Genomic DNA, 16,881 nt, shown 5'->3' on the forward strand with positions numbered 1-16,881 from the left:
GCACGGGGAGGCGGGTTAGGGTCGACGGGTGCGCATCGAGCTGACCGTGACCGAGGCCGTCGAGATCGCCCGCGCGACGGGCGGCCTGCCGCCGTACGTGCGGTCGGTCGCGAGCGAGGGCGACGACGTCCGGGTCGTCGTCGACCTGCGCGAGGTGCCCGACCCGCCGTCGGCCCTCCGGCTCGCGGCCCGGCTCGTCCCGGTCGTCCGCGCGACGCTGCGCGTGGAGTCCGTCGTCGCGGGCACCGCGGTGCTCGCGGTCGAGGCGAGCGCGGCCGGCCTGCCCGCCCACAAGCTCCTCGGCTTCGTCGAGGGACCGCTGCAGGGCGCGCTGCGCTCGCACGGCCTGCCGCCCGAGGCCGTGCGCGTGCTGCCCGAGGCGCGCGTCGCGGTCGACGTGCAGGCGCTCCTGGGCGGCGTGCTCGAGCACACGTTCCCCGGCTTCCAGCTCACCGAGCTCGCCTGGGCGGACGGGAGCCTGCGTCTCGACGGACGGCTCTGACGTGCCGGACGCACGTCCCCCGGCGCCCGTCCTCGTCCTGCTCGGGCCCGCGGCGACCGGCAAGTCGACGCTCGGCGCGCTCGTCGCGCAGCGGCTCGGGGTACCGTTCGTCGACCTCGACGCCGTGGCCGACCGGTACTACCCCGAGGTCGGGTGGAGCGTCGACCGCCTCGTCGAGCGCGTCGGCGTGGTCGGCCGCGTGGCGGCGGAGCGCGAGTGGGAGCCCGCCCGCGCGCACGCCGCCGAGCGCGCGGTCGCGGAGCATCCCGGCACGGTCCTGGCGCTCGGCGCCGGCCACGCGTCGTACACCGACCCCGCGCAGCTCGCCCGGGTCCGCGCCGCGCTCGCGTCCGTGCCGCACGTCGTCCTCGTGCTGCCGAGCACCGACCGCGAGCACGCGCTCGGCGTGCTGCGGGCCCGTTCCCTCGCGACCAAGGGCACCGACTGGCGACCGGCGGGGCACGACTTCCTCGCCGAGTGGTTCGACGACCCGGGGACGCGGAGCCTCGCGCACCGCACGTTCGTCACGGGAACGGAGGATGTCGCCGCGAGCGCCCGCCGGCTGGCCGCCGCGCTGGCCTGAACCCGCGTCTGTCGGGACGGCCGACAGGCGCTCAGTCCTCCCGGTGGTGCAGCATGCGTGCCACCTCGGCGATCGAGCCGCTGAGCGACGGGTAGACCGTGAAGGCCGACGCGACGTCGTCGACCGTGAGGCGGTGCGAGACCGCGAGCGTGATGGGGAACACGAGCTCGCTCGCGCGAGGGGCGACGACGACGCCGCCCAGCACGACCCCGGCCTCGGGGTGCGCGAACAGCTTGACGAAGCCGTCGCGCATGCCGAGCATCTTGGCGCGCGGGTTGCGGGCGAGCGGCAGCACGGTCGTCACGTACTTGCTGCTCTGCGCCTTGAGCTGCTCCTCGCTGTAGCCGACGGTCGCGATCTCGGGCGCGGTGAAGATGTTCGCCGCGACGGTCCGCAGCTTGATGGGCACGACGGCGTCGCCGAGCGCGTGCGACATGGCGACGCGGCCCTGCATCGCCGCGACGGACGCGAGGGGCAGCACGCCGGTGCAGTCGCCCGCGGCGTAGATCCCGCGCACCGACGTGCGCGACACCTTGTCCACCTCGACGTGCCCGCTGGGCGTGAGCCGGACCCCGGCCTCCTCGAGCCCGATGCCGCTCGTGGAAGGGATCGCGCCGACGGCGATGAGCACGTGCGAGCCCTCGACGACACGGCCGTCGGAGAGCGTGACGCGGACGCCGTCCTCGGTGCGCTCGGCGGACTCGGCGCGCGAGCGGGACATGACCGTCATGCCGCGCGAGCGGAACACGCCCTCGAGCAGCTCGGCGGCGTCGGCGTCCTCGCCGGGGAGCACGCGGTCGCGGCTCGACACGAGCACGACGTCGGAGCCCAGCGCGTTGTACGCGCCCGCGAACTCGGCGCCGGTGACGCCCGACCCCACGACGATGAGCCGCTCCGGGAGCTCGGAGAGGTTGTAGAGCTGCGTCCACGTGAGGATGCGCTCGCCGTCGGGCTGCGCGGTGGGCAGCACACGCGGCGTCGCGCCGAGCGCGAGCAGGATGACGTCGGCGTCGAGCACGAGCGGGCCGTCGGTGCCGTCGGGCGCGTCGACCACGACGCGCTCGGGGCCGTCGAGCCGACCCTCGCCGATGACGACACGCACGCCCTCGCGCTCCAGCCGCGCGTGGATGTCGGCGGACTGCGCCGCCGCGAGCGCCATGACGCGCGTGTTGACGGCCTCGAGGTCGACGATGTGCCGCCGCATCGCGGGGTGCTGCGCCTTGGCGGTGTCGACGGGGAGGCGGATGCCGAGCTCGGCCGCGCGCTCGGCGATGGTCATCCAGTCGGCGGTGGCGATGAGCGTCTTGGAGGGGACGACGTCCGTGAGGACGGCCGCGCCGCCGAGGCCGTGGCGCTCGACGACGGTGACGTCGGCACCGAGACGACGGGCGACGAGGGCCGCCTCGTAGCCGCCGGGCCCACCCCCCACGACGACGATGCGGGTGCTGTCCGGGGCGGTCGAGGAGTCCATGCTCACGTGCGTCACGCCGGACATTCTGTCAGGCCGTCGCGTCGCTCGGTGTCAGCATGCGAGACGTCGCGGCCGGTCCGGGGTCGCGCACGCGACGGCGTTACTCGTCAGGTCGCGCGCCGTGGGACGGACTAGCCTTGCGACCATGACGACGACGCCTCCGAGCACACCCCCGCTCGACGATCCCGCGACCGACCCCTTCCTCGTGGCCCGGGCCGCGGCCGACCACATCGCGCAGGCCACCGGGGTCGAGGGTCACGACATGGCCCTCGTGCTCGGGTCGGGCTGGGGCGGCGCCGCCGAGCTGCTCGGCGAGGTCGTCGCGGAGGTCCCGACGCACGAGATCCCCGGCTTCTCCGCACCCGCGGTCGCGGGCCACCTCTCGGTGACGCGGTCCATCCGGGTCGAGCGCGCCGACGGCTCGGTGCGGCACGCCCTCGTCCTGGGCTCGCGCACGCACCTGTACGAGGGCAAGGGGGTGCGCGCCGTCGTGCACGGCGTGCGCACGGCCGCCGCGACGGGCGCGGAGACCCTCATCCTCACCAACGGGTGCGGCGGGCTCAACCAGGAGTGGGGCGCGGGCACGCCCGTCCTCCTCTCCGACCACATCAACCTCACGGCCCGCAGCCCGCTGGAGGGGCCGACGTTCGTCGACCTCACCGACGTGTACTCGCCGCGCCTGCGCGAGCTCGCGCACCGCGTCGACCCGACGCTGCCCGAGGGCGTGTACGCGCAGTTCCCCGGGCCGCACTACGAGACGCCCGCCGAGGTCCGGATGGCCGGGATCCTCGGCGCCGACCTCGTCGGCATGTCCACGACGCTCGAGGCCATCGCGGCCCGGCACTGCGGCCTGGAGGTGCTCGGCGTCTCGCTCGTGACGAACCTCGCCGCCGGGATCAGTCCGACGCCGCTCTCCCACGCCGAGGTCATCGAGGCCGGCCAGGCCGCGGGACCCCGGATCAGCGCCCTCCTGGCCGACATCGCGAAGCTGGTGTGACATGACGGACCGCACTGCGGGGCACCGGGCCGACCCGGCCGACGACCCGACCTTCGACCCGGGGACCGACCACGCGGCGTTCCTCGCTAGCGTCAGGGCGTGGATCGACGACGACGTCGACGCGGGCGACCAGGACGAGCTCCGCCGCCTGCTCGAGCTCGTCGACTCCCCGGACCCGCGCAAGCACGACGTCCGCGCGCGAGCTCTCGCCGACCTGCGGGACCGGTTCTCCGGCCCGCTCGAGTTCGGCACGGCCGGGCTGCGCGGGCGCATGGAGGCGGGTCCGCACCGCATGAACCGCGCGGTCGTGATCCGTGCGGCCGCGGGCCTGGGCGCCTACCTGCTCGACGCCCTCGGCCCGGCGGGCGCGGGCGGCGCGGCGCGCCCGCGCGTCGTCGTCGGGTTCGACGCGCGGCACCGGTCCCGCACGTTCGCGGTGGACAGCGCGGCCGTGCTCACCGCGGCGGGCCTCGACGTGCTCGTCCTGCCGTCGGCCCTGCCGACCCCCGTCCTCGCGTTCGCGGTGCGCCACCTCGGCGCCGACGCGGGCGTCATGGTGACGGCGAGCCACAACCCGCCCGCCGACAACGGGTACAAGGTCTACCTGGGCGGCCGCGTCGTCACCGACTCCGGGCAGGGCGCCCAGATCGTCCCGCCGTACGACGCGCACATCGCCGCCGCGATCGCGGCCGTCGGGCCGGCGCGGTCCGTCCCGCGCGCGTCGTCCGGGTGGACCGTGCTGGACCCCGAGGTCGTCGTCGCCTACGAGCGGTCGGTCCTCGCGCTGTCCGACGGCGCACGGCGCGACCTCAAGGTCGTCACCACGGCGCTGCACGGCGTGGGCGGCGAGACGGTCGCGCACGTGCTGCGCGACGCGGGCTTCACGGAGGTCGTGCCCGTCGAGGAGCAGCTCGACCCGAACCCCGACTTCCCGTCCGTCGCGTTCCCCAACCCCGAGGAGCCGGGCGCGATGGACCTCGCGCTCGCCGTCGCGCAGGACGCGGCGGCCGACGTCGTGCTCGCGAACGACCCCGACGCCGACCGGTGCGCCGTCGCGGTGCTCGACCCGCGCGTCGGGACCTACCAGGGCGCGGAGACGGCCCGGTCGAACGGCTGGCGCATGCTGCACGGCGACGAGGTCGGCGCGCTCCTGGGCGACGACGTCGCGCGCCGCGTCACCGCGTCGGGCGCCCCGGGGGGCGTGCTCGCGTGCTCGATCGTGTCGTCACGGCTGCTCGGAAAGATCGCGGCCGCGCACGGGCTCGGCTTCGCGACGACGCTCACGGGGTTCAAGTGGATCTCACGCGTCGACGGCCTCGTGTTCGGCTACGAGGAGGCGCTCGGCTACTGCGTCGACCCGGCCCACGTCCGAGACAAGGACGGCATCAGCGCGGCGCTGCTCGTCGCACAGCTCGCGAACCGCCTCAAGGCCGACGGTCGCACGGTCGTCGACGCGCTCGACGACCTGGCGCGCGCCCACGGCCTGCACGTGAGCGACCAGCTCTCCGCCCGGTTCGAGGACCTCGACCGCATCGGCGAGACGATGGCGCACCTGCGGGCCGCTCCCCCGCGCACCCTCGCGGGCGCCGGCGTCTCCGACGTCACCGACCTCTCCGCGGGCCTGGACGGGCTCCCGCCGACGGACGGCGTGCGGATCCTCACGGCGGACGACACGCGCGTCGTCGTGCGCCCGAGCGGCACCGAGCCGAAGGTCAAGTGCTACCTGGAGGTCGTGGTGCCCGTCGCCCCGGACGCCTCGCACGCCGACCTCACCGCCGCCCGGGCCTTCGCCCGTGATCGCCTCGACCGCGTCAAGGCCGACATGACGCGCGCGCTCGGTCTCTGAGCCACCACGAGCCGGGGTCCCCGGTCGCCGGAACGTCTCCGGCGACCGGGGACCCCGGCTCGTGTCGTTCTCCCGACGGCCGGTCAGGTCCGCCAGGTCACGGCGTCAGTAGCCGCCCCCGGCGGAGGGGGCGTCCGTGCCGTCGAACCCCGCGAGGACGGCGGCGGTGCCGGACAGCCCGAGGCGCGTGGCGCCGTGCTCGATCATCGCGAGGGCGTCGGCGAGCGTGCGGACGCCGCCCGACGCCTTGACGCCGAGGCGACCGCCGACGGTCTCGGCCATGATCGAGACGGCGTGCGTCGAGGCGCCGCCCGCGGGGTGGAACCCGGTCGAGGTCTTGACGAAGTCGGCGCCCGCCGCCTCGGACGCGCGGCACGCCTCGACGATCTCGTGATCGGTGAGGGCGGCCGACTCGATGATGACCTTGAGGACCCGGTCCGCGGGCACGGCGGCGCGGACCGCCGCGACGTCGTCGCGCACCGCGTCCCAGGCCCCGGCCTTGGCCGCGCCGACGTCGATCACCATGTCGACCTCGTCGGCGCCGTCGCGGACGGAGCGGGCCGCCTCGAACGCCTTGACGTCGCTGTGGTGCTTGCCCGACGGGAAGCCGCACACCGTCGCGACCAGCAGCCCGCGCTCGCGCGTGGTCGCCGGGTCCAGGGGCAGCATCGACGGGGAGACGCACACGGAGTAGACGCCCAGGCGGACGCCCTCCTCGACGAGCGCCGCGACGTCCGCGGGGGTGGCCTCGGGCTTGAGCAGCGTGTGGTCGACGAAGCGGGCCAGGCCCGCCGCGTCCAGGGGCTGCGTGCCGGTCGCGTCGCTCACAGCTGCGCTCCTTCGATCTGCTGGTAGCCGGGGAGGATCACGTCGTCGACGAGCGCACGACGCTCGTCGTGGTGCAGGAACGCGCTCCACGCGGCGGTCATCGTGACGTCCGCGAGGTCGTCGATGGTCCAGCCGGCGTGCTCGACGAGGAGCGCCATCTCCTGGGTCATCGTCGTGCGCGACATGAGCCGGTTGTCGGTGTTGAGCGTGACCGCGAAGTCGAGCTCCTTGAGGCGCGTGATCGGGTGGTCGGCGATCGACGTCGCCGCCCCGGTCTGCACGTTCGACGACGGGCACAGCTCGAGCGGGATCTGGTGGTCGCGCACCCAGTGCGCGAGGAGGCCGAGCGCAGCCGTCCCGGGCTCGCCCTCGGCGCTGTGCGGGAACTCCGGGTCGAACGCGATGTCCTCGACGATGCGGACGCCGTGGCCGATGCGGCTCGCCTGACCGAGGTGGACGGCATCGGCGATCGACTGCGGGCCCGCCGCCTCGCCCGCGTGGATCGTCACGGGGAAGTTCTGCTCGGCCAGGTAGCGCCAGATCTCGACGTGGCGCGAGGGCGGGAAGCCGTCCTCCGCGCCCGCGATGTCGAAGCCGACGACACCGTTGCCGCGGTTCGCGACCGCGAGCTCCGCGATCTCCGACCAGCGGTCGGCGTGCCGCATCGCGGTGACGAGCTGCCCGACGCGGATGGTCCGCCCCTCCGCAGCCGCCTCGGCGACGCCCTGCTCGATGCCCGACTGCACGGCGTCGACCGTCTCCTGGAGGGTCAGGCCGCGCTGGAGGTGCTGCTCGGGCGCCCAGCGCTGCTCGGCGTACACGACGCCGTCGCGCGCGAGGTCGAGCACGGCCTCGCGGGCCACGCGGGCGAGGGCGTCACGCGTCTGCATGACGGCGATCGTGTGGTCGAACGTCTCGAGGTAGCGCACGAGCGACCCGGAGTCCGCGGACTCCGCGAACCAGGCGCCGAGCGCCTCGGCGTCGTCCGCGGGGAGCTGGTGCCCCACGTCGGCGGCGAGCTCGAGGATGGTGGCGGGGCGGAGCCCGCCGTCGAGGTGGTCGTGCAGCACGACCTTGGGCAGCGCGCGGATGACGTCGACCGTCAGCGGGGCGTTCTCGGTGGTCATGCGCTCACGGTACCGGCCGGTACGCTCGGCCTCGCGCCGAGGGTACCGGCCGGGCCGGGTCGGTTCGGGTGGTGCGGGCGGTCAGGCGTAGTCGTCGTCGCTGCCGGGCACCGCGGACGCCTGCTCGACGACGTCGGCCTCGGCGGCCTCGCCCTCCAGGTCGGGGCGCGGGGTGCGCGGCTGGTACTCGTCGACCTCGTGCACGGGGTCCTCGACCCCGGGGTCGTCGTCCTCGACCTCTTCCACCAGGCTGACGGCCTCCTCGCCCTGCTCGTCCAGACCGGCGTCCCGCCATGCGTCGTTCCCGGGCACGGTGCTCATCGCGACTCCTCCTCGACGATCGGCGTGCTCACCACGGTCGTGGCGGCTGCGCCCATCCTGCCGCCGGGCGCGCGCCCTCGCCAGCGCGGCCGCCGGGCAGGAGCGCCCAGCACACGTGCGGCCAGCCTCCGAGCGCGCGACGCGTCGCGGGCACCCGGGCGCCGTCGAGGAGCGCCCCCGCCGGGAGGGTGTGCAGCGTGCCCGACGACGGCTCGTAGACCCGGCACCACCCCGCCGCCTCGTCGGCGTCGGTGAGGAGCACGACGTGGCGCGGGACCGCGGTCGCGAGGCCGAGCGCCACGTCTCCACCGGTGAAGAGCGGCACGGGCACCCCGCGCGACGCGGCCACGAGCGCCGCCCTCCCGACGCGCTGCGCGCCCGGCCCCGCGAGGACCCGGTCCACGAACGCCACGTCCGCGTACCGCGCGGCCCGGGCGGCGCCCCAGGGCGGCGTCCCGAGCGCCGCGGGCCACGGCAGCGGTCCGAGCCCGTGCCGGTTCGTCCGGCGCTTGAGCGCCTGCTGGAGCCTCCGGAAGCGCTCGACACCGGAGCGGGTGCGCGCGTCCGCCGGCTCGTGGTGCGCGGCCTCCCCCGGGCGCAGCCCGGTGGCGAGCCACAGCGCGAGCACCGGGTCGCCCGCCGCGGCGAGGAGTCCCAGGACGGCCGAGCCGCACGTCGTCCCGTCGGTCTGGCGCGCGGGCGCGCCCGCGATCTCCAGCGTCCGGACACCGGGACCCGCGGCGGGTCCGTCGAGCCGGCGCAGCGGGTCGACGACGGCCCGCCGGTCCACCGGTCGCAGGGCGTCGAGGGTCGCGGCGAGCGCGTCCACGCGGTGCTCCGGGTGGCCCGCACGACGCGCGAGGTCGAGGACGCGGGAGGTCGCGGCGTCGGGCGCGTGCGCGCCGGGTGGCGGGGGCGGCGGGAGGACGCGCGCGGGGAGGAGGCGCGCGACGTCGGTCGCCCGCAGCGCCCCGAGCCCGCGCCTCACGCGGCACCGCCGAGGACCCGGCCGAACGCCCACGCGGCCCCCACCAGCGCGAGCACCACGACGAGGCCGCCCACGCGCACGAGGAACGACCACGAGTGGAGCCGCCCGTCGCGCGGGAGCCCGCCGGTCGGGGGCCGCAGCACGGCGGGGACGAGCGCGAGCACGGCGACCGCGACCGCCGCGCACACCGTGACCACGGAACCGGACCGCAGCCCGGCGGCGGCGAGCACGAGCGCACCGACCACGACGCCGAGCACCGTGCGCTGCCACGCGAGCGCCGTACGCTCGGGCTGCAGGCCCTCGTCCCGCGGCGCCGCGGCGCCGGGCTCCCGCGACGGCACGCTCACCCTCCGGTCGCCGCCCCGACGGCGTAGCCCGCGAGCAGCAGGGCCAGCACGACGACGCCGACGACGAGCACGGGCAGGCCGCTCGGCGCCGGGAGGCGCCATCGCAGCCGCAGGGCCCGCTCGTTGCGGCGCCACGACACGAGCGCATAGCCCGCGAACCCGGCGCCGGCGAGGCACGCGCCGCCCGCCACGACGTCGAGCAGGCCCACCATGCCCGCGAACGTCGCGAACGACGTCAGCGCGACGCCGCCCGCGACCAGGCCCAGCCCGGTGCGCACCCACGCGAGCGCGGTGCGCTCGTTCGCGAGGCTGAACCGCGCGTCGGGCTCGGTCCCCACGCCGTACACCGACCGCGGCCGGCGCGTGTCGGCCGGCTCGGGCGAGGGCTGCTCGTCGCCCGTCACGCTCAGTCGACGCGGTCCAGGACGACCGAGCCGCGCTCGACCACGGTGCCGGGCTCCGCGACGGACCACGCGCCGTCGAGGGCCTGCACCGCGCGCTCGAAGCGCTCCGGGGTGTCGGTGTGCAGGGTCATGAGGTGCTGGCCCTTGCGGACGGTGTCGCCGGGCTTCGCGAAGAGCTCGACGCCCGCGCCCGCCTGCACCGGGTCCTCCTTGCGGGCCCGGCCCGCCCCGAGACGCCACGCCGCGACCCCGACGGCGTACGCGTCGAGCCGTTCGAGCACCCCGTCGCGGTCGGCGACGACGTGCTCGCGCTCGCGTGCGACGGGCAGCGGGGCGCGCGAGTCGCCGCCCTGCTCCGCGATCATCTCGCGCCACTTGTCGAGCGCGCGCCCGCCCAGGAGGGCGTGGCGCACGTCGTCCTCGTCCTGCGGGCGGCCTGCGCCCGCGAGCATCTCGAGCGCGAGCGCGACCGTGAGGTCGACGACGTCCTGCGGCCCCTCGCCCTTCATCACCTCGACGGACTCGCGCACCTCGAGCGCGTTGCCCGCCGTGAGACCGAGCGGGGTCGACATGTCGGTGAGCAGCGCGACCGTGCGCACGCCGGCGTCGGTCCCGAGGTCGACCATCGTGCGCGCGAGCTCGCGCGCCGAGCCGATCTCCTTCATGAAGGCCCCGGAGCCGACCTTGACGTCGAGCACGAGCGCGCCCGTGCCCTCCGCGATCTTCTTGCTCATGATCGAGCTCGCGATGAGCGGGATCGACTCGACCGTCCCCGTGACGTCGCGCAGCGCGTACAGGAGCCGGTCGGCGGGCGCGAGGCCCGAGCCCGCCTGGCAGATCACGGCGCCGACGTGCTCGAGCGCGTTCATCATCTGCGCGTTGGTCAGCGCCGCGCGCCACCCGGGGATGGCCTCGAGCTTGTCGAGCGTGCCGCCGGTGTGGCCCAGGCCGCGGCCGGAGAGCTGCGGCACCGCGACGCCGTACACCGCGACGAGCGGCGCGAGGGGCAGGGTGATCTTGTCGCCCACTCCCCCGGTCGAGTGCTTGTCCGCCGTCGGGCGCGACAGACCGGAGAAGTCCATGCGCTCGCCCGACGCGATCATCGCCTGGGTCCAGCGACCGATCTCGGCGCGGTCCATGCCGTTGAGGTAGATCGCCATCGCGAGGGCGGCCATCTGCTCCTCGGCCACCACGCCGCGCGTGTAGGCGTCGACCACCCAGTCGATCTGCTCGGGCGCGAGCCGCGCCCCGTCGCGCTTGGTCCGGATGACGTCGACCGCGTCGAACCTCTCCGGGGCCGGCCCCTCGGTGCCGCGGTCCTCGCCGTCGTCCTCGATGCCGTCCTGCGTGGCCACGTCGTCGCTGGTCACGAGCGCTCCTCCAGATCCTCGGGCCCGAAGGCGTCGGGCAGCACGTCCCTCATCGTCTTGATACCACGCACCGTCTCGACCAGCAGGTCGGGGCCCCCGTGCTCCCACAGGAGCTGGCGGCACCGGCCGCACGGCATGAGCGGAGCGCCGTGCCGGTCGACGCACGCGAACGCCACGAGGCGTCCGCCGCCCGAGCCGACGAGCGAGCTCACGAGCGAGCACTCCGCGCACAGCGTCACGCCGTACGCCGCGTTCTCCACGTTGCAGCCGACGACGACGCGGCCGTCGTCCACGAGCGCGGCCGCGCCCACGGGGAAGCCCGAGTACGGCGCGTAGGCGCGGGTCATGATCTCGCGCGCCGCGGTGCGCAGCGCGTCCCAGTCGACGGCCGGCCCGGCGGCGGACCCGTCCGGGTCCGTCCCCCCGCCCGGCCGGGTGCCGCCGTCGTGCACGTCCGTCATGCCGTCCTCACTTGACGTAGGGGATGCCCTCGGCGGCCGGCGGACGCACGCGCCCGACGAGGCCGGCGACGGCGAAGATCGTCACGACGTACGGGGTCATGAGCATGATCTGGCTCGGGATCGGCGTCCCGACGATGCCGAGCACCGTCTGGAGGTTGTCCGAGAACCCGAACAGGAGCGCCGCGACGAGCGCGCCGACGGGGTTCCAGCGCCCGAGGATCATCGCGGCGAGCGCGATGAAGCCCTTGCCGCCCGTCATCTCCTTGCCGAACGCGAGCCCCGCGGCGACGGTGAAGAACGCGCCGCCCAGGCCGGCGACCGCGCCGCCGAGGATCGTGTTGCGCACGCGCGTCGCGTTGACCTTGATGCCGACGGTGTCGGCGGCCTTCGGGTGCTCGCCGACCGCGCGCAGGCGCAGGCCCCAGCGGCTGCGGAACAGGAAGACCTGCAGCAGGATCACGACCACGTACATGAGGTACACGAGGAGCGTCTGGCGGAACAGCACCGGCCCGACGACCGGGATCTGCGACAGCACCGGGATCTCGATGACGGGCAGCGGGTTGCGCGCGTTCCACGTCGCCGGGTCCTCGGTGAGGACCGTCGAGTACAGGTAGCTCGTCACGCCGACGACCAGCACGTTGAGCACGACGCCGACGATGATCTGGTTCACCCAGTACTTCACCGAGAAGATCACGAGCAGCACGCCCACGAGGGCGCCCGCGACCGGCGCCGCGATGAGGCCCGCGTACGCCGACGACGTGAGCGACGCGACGACGGCGGCGAGGAACGCCCCGGCGAGGAGCTGGCCCTCGATCGCGATGTTGATGATGCCGACGCGCTCGCACAGCACACCGGACAGCGCACCGAACACGAGCGGGACCGCGAGGAAGAGCGAGCCCTGGAGCAGGCCCGTCAGCGGGATCGCCGACTTCCCGGCCCCGGCCCACGACAGGAACGCGAAGACGACCGCGACGCCGTACACGATCGGCAGCCACACGCCGACCTTGCGCCGGTCGCGCGCGGCCCAGAACGACAGGCCGGCGAGGAGCAGCGCGAGGATCGACAGGAACAGCGCCGCCCCGGTGGAGCTGACGGTGACCGGCTCGATCTGGAAGAAGTCCTTCGCCGTCGAGAGGCGGAACGTCGTCTCCTGGCCGCCCGCGGGGAGCAGCGCGAAGAAAACGAGCGCTAGCAGCCCGATGACCGCGTAGGCGACCGGGGCCTTCCAGCTGATGGGCGGCAGCGGCTTGGCCGCGCGCTCCGGCGCGGAGGCCGGTGCCGGGGTCGTGGTCGCGGTGCTCATGCTCCGGCCTCCTGGGTGGTCGTCGTGGACGGGACGGCCTTCGCGCGACGGCGGGCTGCCTGCCGCTCCGCGCGCGTCGGGCCGCCCGGTGTCGGGAGGCGGAAGATCGCCCGCACGAGCGGCGGCGCGGCGATGAAGAGCACGATGAGCGACTGCACGACGAGGACGATGTCGATCGGCGTGCCCGTGCGGGCCTGCATGACGAACCCGCCCGCGCGCAGCGCGCCGAACAGCAGGCCGGCGAGCACCGTGCCGAGCGGCCGGGACCGCCCGAGCAGCGCCACCGTGATCGCGTCGAACCCGAAGCTCGCCGCGACGCCCGCCGTGAGCACGTGCTCCGTGCCGAGCACCTGCGCGCTGCCCGCGAGCCCGGCGAGCGCACCCGCGATGGCCATGACCCACACCGTCGTCCACGGGACCGACATGCCCGCCGTCCGGGCCGCGTTCGGGTTCTCCCCGACGGCGCGGAAGCGGAAGCCGAGCGTCGAGCGCTCCATGAGCCACCACACGCCCACCGCGACGAGCAGCGCGAGGACGAACCCGGCGTGGAGGCGGAAGCCCTCGCCGAGCAGCAGCGGGAACTGCGCGTTCCCCGGGATGCGCGGGCTGATCGGGTTGGAGCTGCCCGGCGCCTGGAACGGCTTCGTCGTGAGCAGGTACGCGACGAGGTAGATCGCGATGTTGTTGAGCATGATCGTGACGATCACCTCGTGGGCGCCCGTGCGAGCCTTCAGCACGCCCGCGATGCTGGCCCACAGGGCCCCGCCGAGCGCGGCGCCCAGCACGGCGAGCAGGAGGTGCAGCCCCGGCGGGAGCGCGAAGGTCCAGCCGACGAACCCGGCGAAGATGCCGCCGAGGATGATCTGGCCCTGCGCACCGATGTTGAACAGGCCCGCGCGGAAGCCGATGCCGAGCCCGAGGCCCGCGAGGATGAGCGGCGTCGCGACCGTCATCGTCTCGGTGAGGGGGCGCAGCGCCCGCGAGACGTCGGGCGCGTCGACGTTGAGGACCGCGCCCTGGAAGAGCGCGGCGTACGCGCCGAACACCGCGTCCCAGACGGCCTGGAAGAAGTCCGAGGGGCGCGCGAAGAAGTAGGACGCCGCCTCCTGGACCGCGGGGTCGGCCGCCGCGATGAGGACGCCGCCGAGGACCAGCGCGGCGACGATCGCGAGGAGCGAGACGAGCCAGCTGCTCTCGAGCATCTCGCGCAGGATGCTCTGCCCGGCGGGCGCCTCCGGCTTCTGGGGGTCGCTCGGCGGAGCCGCCGTCGGCGGGAGCGCCGACGCGTCGTCGGGCGTTGCCTGCTGGGTCACTGGATCTCCTCCTCGCGGGCGGCGGCCGCGTCCTGCGCGGCGTCCGACGGCGCGTCCTCGGCGACGGCGTCCGCCTCGCCGAGGGTCGTGTGGTGCTCGGCGGCCTGCACGACGGCCTCCTCGAGCGGGACCCCGGCCATCATGAGGCCGAGGACGTCGCGGTCGGTGTCGCCGGGCACGACCCCGACGACACGGCCGCGGTACATGACGGCGATCCGGTCGGCGAGGGCGAGCACCTCGTCGAGCTCCGTCGACACGATGATCACGGGGGTGCCGTGGTCGCGCTCCTGCACGATGCGCCGGTGCACGAACTCGATCGAGCCGACGTCGAGGCCGCGCGTCGGCTGCGACGCGATGAACAGTCGCAGCGGGCGCGACATCTCGCGCGCGAGGACGACCTTCTGCTGGTTGCCGCCGGAGAGCGTGCCGGCCGGCGTCTCGACCGACTGGGTGCGCACGTCGAACTCGCCGATGCGCTGCTCCGCGTTCGCGCGGATCGTGCCGCGCGCGAGCGCACCGCCGCGCGAGTACGGCGCGGACGTCACGAGGTCGAGCACGAGGTTCTCCTCGACGGAGAACGTCCCGATGATCCCGTCGGTGCTGCGGTCCTCGGGCACGTAGCCCACGCCCGCCTCGAGCACCTGGGACACGCTGCGCCCCACGAGCTCCTTGCCGTCGAGCAGGATCGAGCCCGCGACCGGCTTGCGCAGCCCGACGATCGTCTCCGTGAGCTCGGTCTGACCGTTGCCCTGGACCCCCGCGACGACGAGGATCTCGCCGCGCGCGACCTCCAGGCTCACGCGGTCGACGACGGGCGTGCCGGCGTCGTCCATGACCGTGAGCTCGTCGACGTGAAACGTGGTGTCCCCGCTCTCCGCGGGTGCCTTGTCCACGCCGAGCGAGACGGACCGGCCGACCATGAGGGACGCGAGCTCGGTCTCGCTCGCGCTCGGGTCGGCCGTGCCGACGACCTTGCCCCGGCGGATGACCGTGATGCGGTCGGCGACCGCCCGCACCTCGCGCAGCTTGTGCGTGATGAAGACGATCGACGTGCCCGCGGCCTTGAGCTCGCGCATGATCGCGATGAGCTCGTCCGTCTCCTGCGGCGTGAGGACCGCGGTCGGCTCGTCGAGGATGAGCACGCGCGCGTCGCGCGACAGCGCCTTGATGATCTCGACGCGCTGCTGCACGCCGACGGGGATGTCCTCGACCATCGCGTCGGGGTTCACCTCGAACCCGAACCGGTCCGAGATCTCCTGGACGAGGCGACGCGCGCGGCGCGCGTCGATGAGACCCGCGCCCTTCACGGGCTCGTGCCCCAGCGCGACGTTCTCGGCGACGGTGAACACCGGGACGAGCATGAAGTGCTGGTGCACCATGCCGATGCCGGCGGCCATCGCGTCGCCCGGGCCCGCGAACTGCACGGGCACGTCGTCGACGAGGATCTGCCCGTCGTCCGGGTCGTACAGCCCGTACAGCACGTTCATGAGCGTGCTCTTGCCCGCCCCGTTCTCCCCGAGCAGGGCATGGATCTCGCCGGGCTCGATGACCAGGTCGATGTGGTCGTTGGCGACCAGGGACCCGAAGACCTTCGTGATCCCTCGCAGCTCCAGCTTCACCGGTCTGCCTCTCCTCGTGCTTCGCAGTCGTACCGCGGTGTCGACCCCGATCTCTTCGAGGTACTCCATCGAACCGCACTCGTGGGAGCGCGGCGCGTCGTCGCGGCCCCGACGACACCGTCGTCGTCATGACGGTGGCCCGGGCGCTGGGCCCGGGCCACCGGTGCCGGTCGCCCGTGGGCGGCCGGCGGGTTCAGCGTCGCGTCACGGCGCGTTCGGCGACTCGACGACGAGGTCGCCCGCGATGATCTGCTCCTGGTACTGGGCGAGCTGGTCCTGCAGCTCGGCCGGGACCGCGTCCTCGAAGTCGTGGAACGGCGCCAGGCCGACACCCTCGTTCTCGAGCGTGCCGACGTACGGCTCGTTCGTGAAGTTGCCGTCCGCCGACTCGCTCACGGTGTCGAAGACCGCCGGGCCGATCTGCTTCATCACGGACGTGAGGATGATGCTCCCGTAGTCCGTCGTGAGGAAGCCGTCCGAGTCGACCCAGATGATCTTCGCGCCGCCGCTCTCGGCCGCCGCGGCGGCACCGAGACCCACCGGGCCGGCCACGGGCATGATGATGTCCGCGCCCTGGTCGATGAAGCCCTGCGTGACGTTCTGGCCGTTCGCCTGGTTGTCGAAGTCGCCGGTGAACGTGCCGGTCTGCGCTTCCTTGTCCCAGCCGAGCACCTTGACGTCGGTGCCGTTGTCCTCGTTGTACTTCGCGACGCCGTCGACGTAGCCGTCCATGAAGATGGCGACCGACGGGATCTGGATGCCGCCGAACGTGGCGACCGTGCCCGTCTCGGTCATGCCCGCCGCGAGGTACCCGGCGAGGAACGCCGCCTCCGCGGTGTTGAACAGGATCGGCTTCGCGTTGTCGATCTCGACCGCCTCCGGCGGGTCGGCCGCCGTGGCGCCCGGGTTGCTGAACGCCGAGTCGATGAGCGCGAAGTGCACGTCCGGGTTGGCCTCGGCCGCCGACTGGATCGGGTCCTCGAGGAGGAAGCCGACGCCGATGATGAGGTTGCAGCCCTGCTGGACGAGGCTGTCGATGTTCGGGCCGTAGTCCGTGTCCGCCTGGGACTCGACCTCGTGCGTCGTGATGCCGAGCTCGTCCTTCGCCTGCTGGAGGCCCTCGTAGCCGGACTGGTTGAAGGACTGGTCGTCGAACCCGCCGGCGTCGGAGACCATGCACGCGGAGAAGTCGGAGTTGCCGCCCGCGGTGCCCTCGCCGCCGCCGGTGGTCTCGTCGTCCTCGGGCGCAGCACCGCACGCGGCCAGCGCGAGCGCGGCGACCGCCGCGAGGGCGGTGACCTGAGTCGCTCTCTTCACCTGATAGCTCCTGTCGTTCTCGTAGCACTGCCGCGCAGGGAAGGACCCCTGGGTCCTCCCCTGCGCCGTTGCACGGGAGGACCG

General features: G+C 74.3%; 17 protein-coding genes. 4 read left to right on the top strand and 13 right to left on the bottom strand.

Annotated features, from left to right (window positions below; genetic code table 11):
* Positions 1-28: 28 nt before the first annotated feature.
* On the top strand, positions 29-502 hold the full coding sequence (locus ACZ4MO_RS03695; protein WP_175008040.1) for a hypothetical protein: 474 nt from the start codon (positions 29-31) through the stop codon (positions 500-502).
* 1 nt (position 503) lies between these two features.
* A complete protein-coding gene (locus ACZ4MO_RS03700) occupies positions 504-1,085 on the top strand; it encodes a shikimate kinase (RefSeq protein WP_175008039.1) in 582 nt (193 codons plus the stop codon).
* Between the two features lie 31 nt (positions 1,086-1,116).
* Here the strand turns inward: ACZ4MO_RS03700 and ACZ4MO_RS03705 are convergent, their stop codons facing one another.
* On the bottom strand, positions 1,117-2,556 hold the full coding sequence (locus ACZ4MO_RS03705) for an NAD(P)H-quinone dehydrogenase (protein ID WP_108048146.1): 1,440 nt from the start codon (positions 2,554-2,556) through the stop codon (positions 1,117-1,119).
* A 145-nt stretch (positions 2,557-2,701) separates the two neighbouring features.
* Here ACZ4MO_RS03705 and ACZ4MO_RS03710 point away from each other — a divergent pair, with 145 nt between their 5' ends.
* Both ACZ4MO_RS03710 and ACZ4MO_RS03715 read left to right on the top strand, forming a co-directional pair.
* Positions 2,702-3,553: a purine-nucleoside phosphorylase gene (locus ACZ4MO_RS03710; protein WP_031316850.1), complete on the top strand. Its 852-nt coding sequence runs from the start codon at positions 2,702-2,704 to the stop codon at positions 3,551-3,553.
* 1 nt (position 3,554) lies between these two features.
* Entirely contained in the window at positions 3,555-5,399 is a 1,845-nt protein-coding gene (locus tag ACZ4MO_RS03715; protein WP_175008038.1) for a phosphohexomutase domain-containing protein, read from the top strand.
* A gap of 105 nt (positions 5,400-5,504) precedes the next feature.
* Here the strand turns inward: ACZ4MO_RS03715 and deoC are convergent, their stop codons facing one another.
* The 12 genes from deoC to ACZ4MO_RS03775 form a co-directional block, all read right to left on the bottom strand.
* The gene (gene deoC, locus ACZ4MO_RS03720) at positions 5,505-6,227 is read right to left on the bottom strand and encodes a deoxyribose-phosphate aldolase (protein WP_175008037.1); all 723 of its coding nucleotides are present in this window, start codon (positions 6,225-6,227) and stop codon (positions 5,505-5,507) included.
* Positions 6,224-7,354, bottom strand: coding sequence for an adenosine deaminase (locus tag ACZ4MO_RS03725; protein WP_175008036.1), 1,131 nt, complete (start codon positions 7,352-7,354; stop codon positions 6,224-6,226). Before ACZ4MO_RS03725 ends, deoC begins: the two co-directional genes overlap by 4 nt.
* 81 nt (positions 7,355-7,435) lie before the next feature.
* On the bottom strand, positions 7,436-7,675 hold the full coding sequence (locus tag ACZ4MO_RS03730) for a hypothetical protein (RefSeq protein ID WP_074809280.1): 240 nt from the start codon (positions 7,673-7,675) through the stop codon (positions 7,436-7,438).
* Positions 7,676-7,703: 28 nt separating this feature from the next.
* Positions 7,704-8,663 carry a hypothetical protein gene (locus tag ACZ4MO_RS03735; RefSeq protein ID WP_175008035.1) on the bottom strand — a complete coding sequence of 320 codons (960 nt, stop codon included), beginning with the start codon at positions 8,661-8,663 and terminating at the stop codon, positions 7,704-7,706.
* On the bottom strand, positions 8,660-9,004 hold the full coding sequence (locus tag ACZ4MO_RS03740) for a DUF202 domain-containing protein (RefSeq protein ID WP_499278610.1): 345 nt from the start codon (positions 9,002-9,004) through the stop codon (positions 8,660-8,662). The genes ACZ4MO_RS03735 and ACZ4MO_RS03740 overlap by 4 nt, the downstream gene beginning before the upstream one ends.
* Positions 9,005-9,006: 2 nt before the next feature.
* A complete protein-coding gene (locus tag ACZ4MO_RS03745; RefSeq protein ID WP_255437018.1) occupies positions 9,007-9,414 on the bottom strand; it encodes a YidH family protein in 408 nt (135 codons plus the stop codon).
* Between the two features lie 2 nt (positions 9,415-9,416).
* Entirely contained in the window at positions 9,417-10,751 is a 1,335-nt protein-coding gene (locus ACZ4MO_RS03750) for a thymidine phosphorylase (RefSeq protein ID WP_175008206.1), read from the bottom strand.
* Positions 10,752-10,780: 29 nt separating this feature from the next.
* Positions 10,781-11,245, bottom strand: coding sequence for a cytidine deaminase (locus tag ACZ4MO_RS03755; RefSeq protein ID WP_175008033.1), 465 nt, complete (start codon positions 11,243-11,245; stop codon positions 10,781-10,783).
* A gap of 7 nt (positions 11,246-11,252) precedes the next feature.
* Positions 11,253-12,548, bottom strand: a complete 1,296-nt coding sequence (locus ACZ4MO_RS03760; RefSeq protein WP_175008032.1) for an ABC transporter permease subunit — start codon at positions 12,546-12,548, stop codon at positions 11,253-11,255.
* Entirely contained in the window at positions 12,545-13,861 is a 1,317-nt protein-coding gene (locus ACZ4MO_RS03765; RefSeq protein WP_499278611.1) for an ABC transporter permease, read from the bottom strand. Before ACZ4MO_RS03765 ends, ACZ4MO_RS03760 begins: the two co-directional genes overlap by 4 nt.
* Positions 13,858-15,480, bottom strand: a complete 1,623-nt coding sequence (locus ACZ4MO_RS03770; RefSeq protein WP_175008031.1) for an ATP-binding cassette domain-containing protein — start codon at positions 15,478-15,480, stop codon at positions 13,858-13,860. The genes ACZ4MO_RS03765 and ACZ4MO_RS03770 overlap by 4 nt, the downstream gene beginning before the upstream one ends.
* A 204-nt stretch (positions 15,481-15,684) precedes the next feature.
* Positions 15,685-16,797: a BMP family ABC transporter substrate-binding protein gene (locus ACZ4MO_RS03775; RefSeq protein WP_175008030.1), complete on the bottom strand. Its 1,113-nt coding sequence runs from the start codon at positions 16,795-16,797 to the stop codon at positions 15,685-15,687.
* Positions 16,798-16,881 lie beyond the last annotated feature (84 nt).

It is taken from the genome of Sphaerisporangium cinnabarinum, assembly GCF_055567015.1.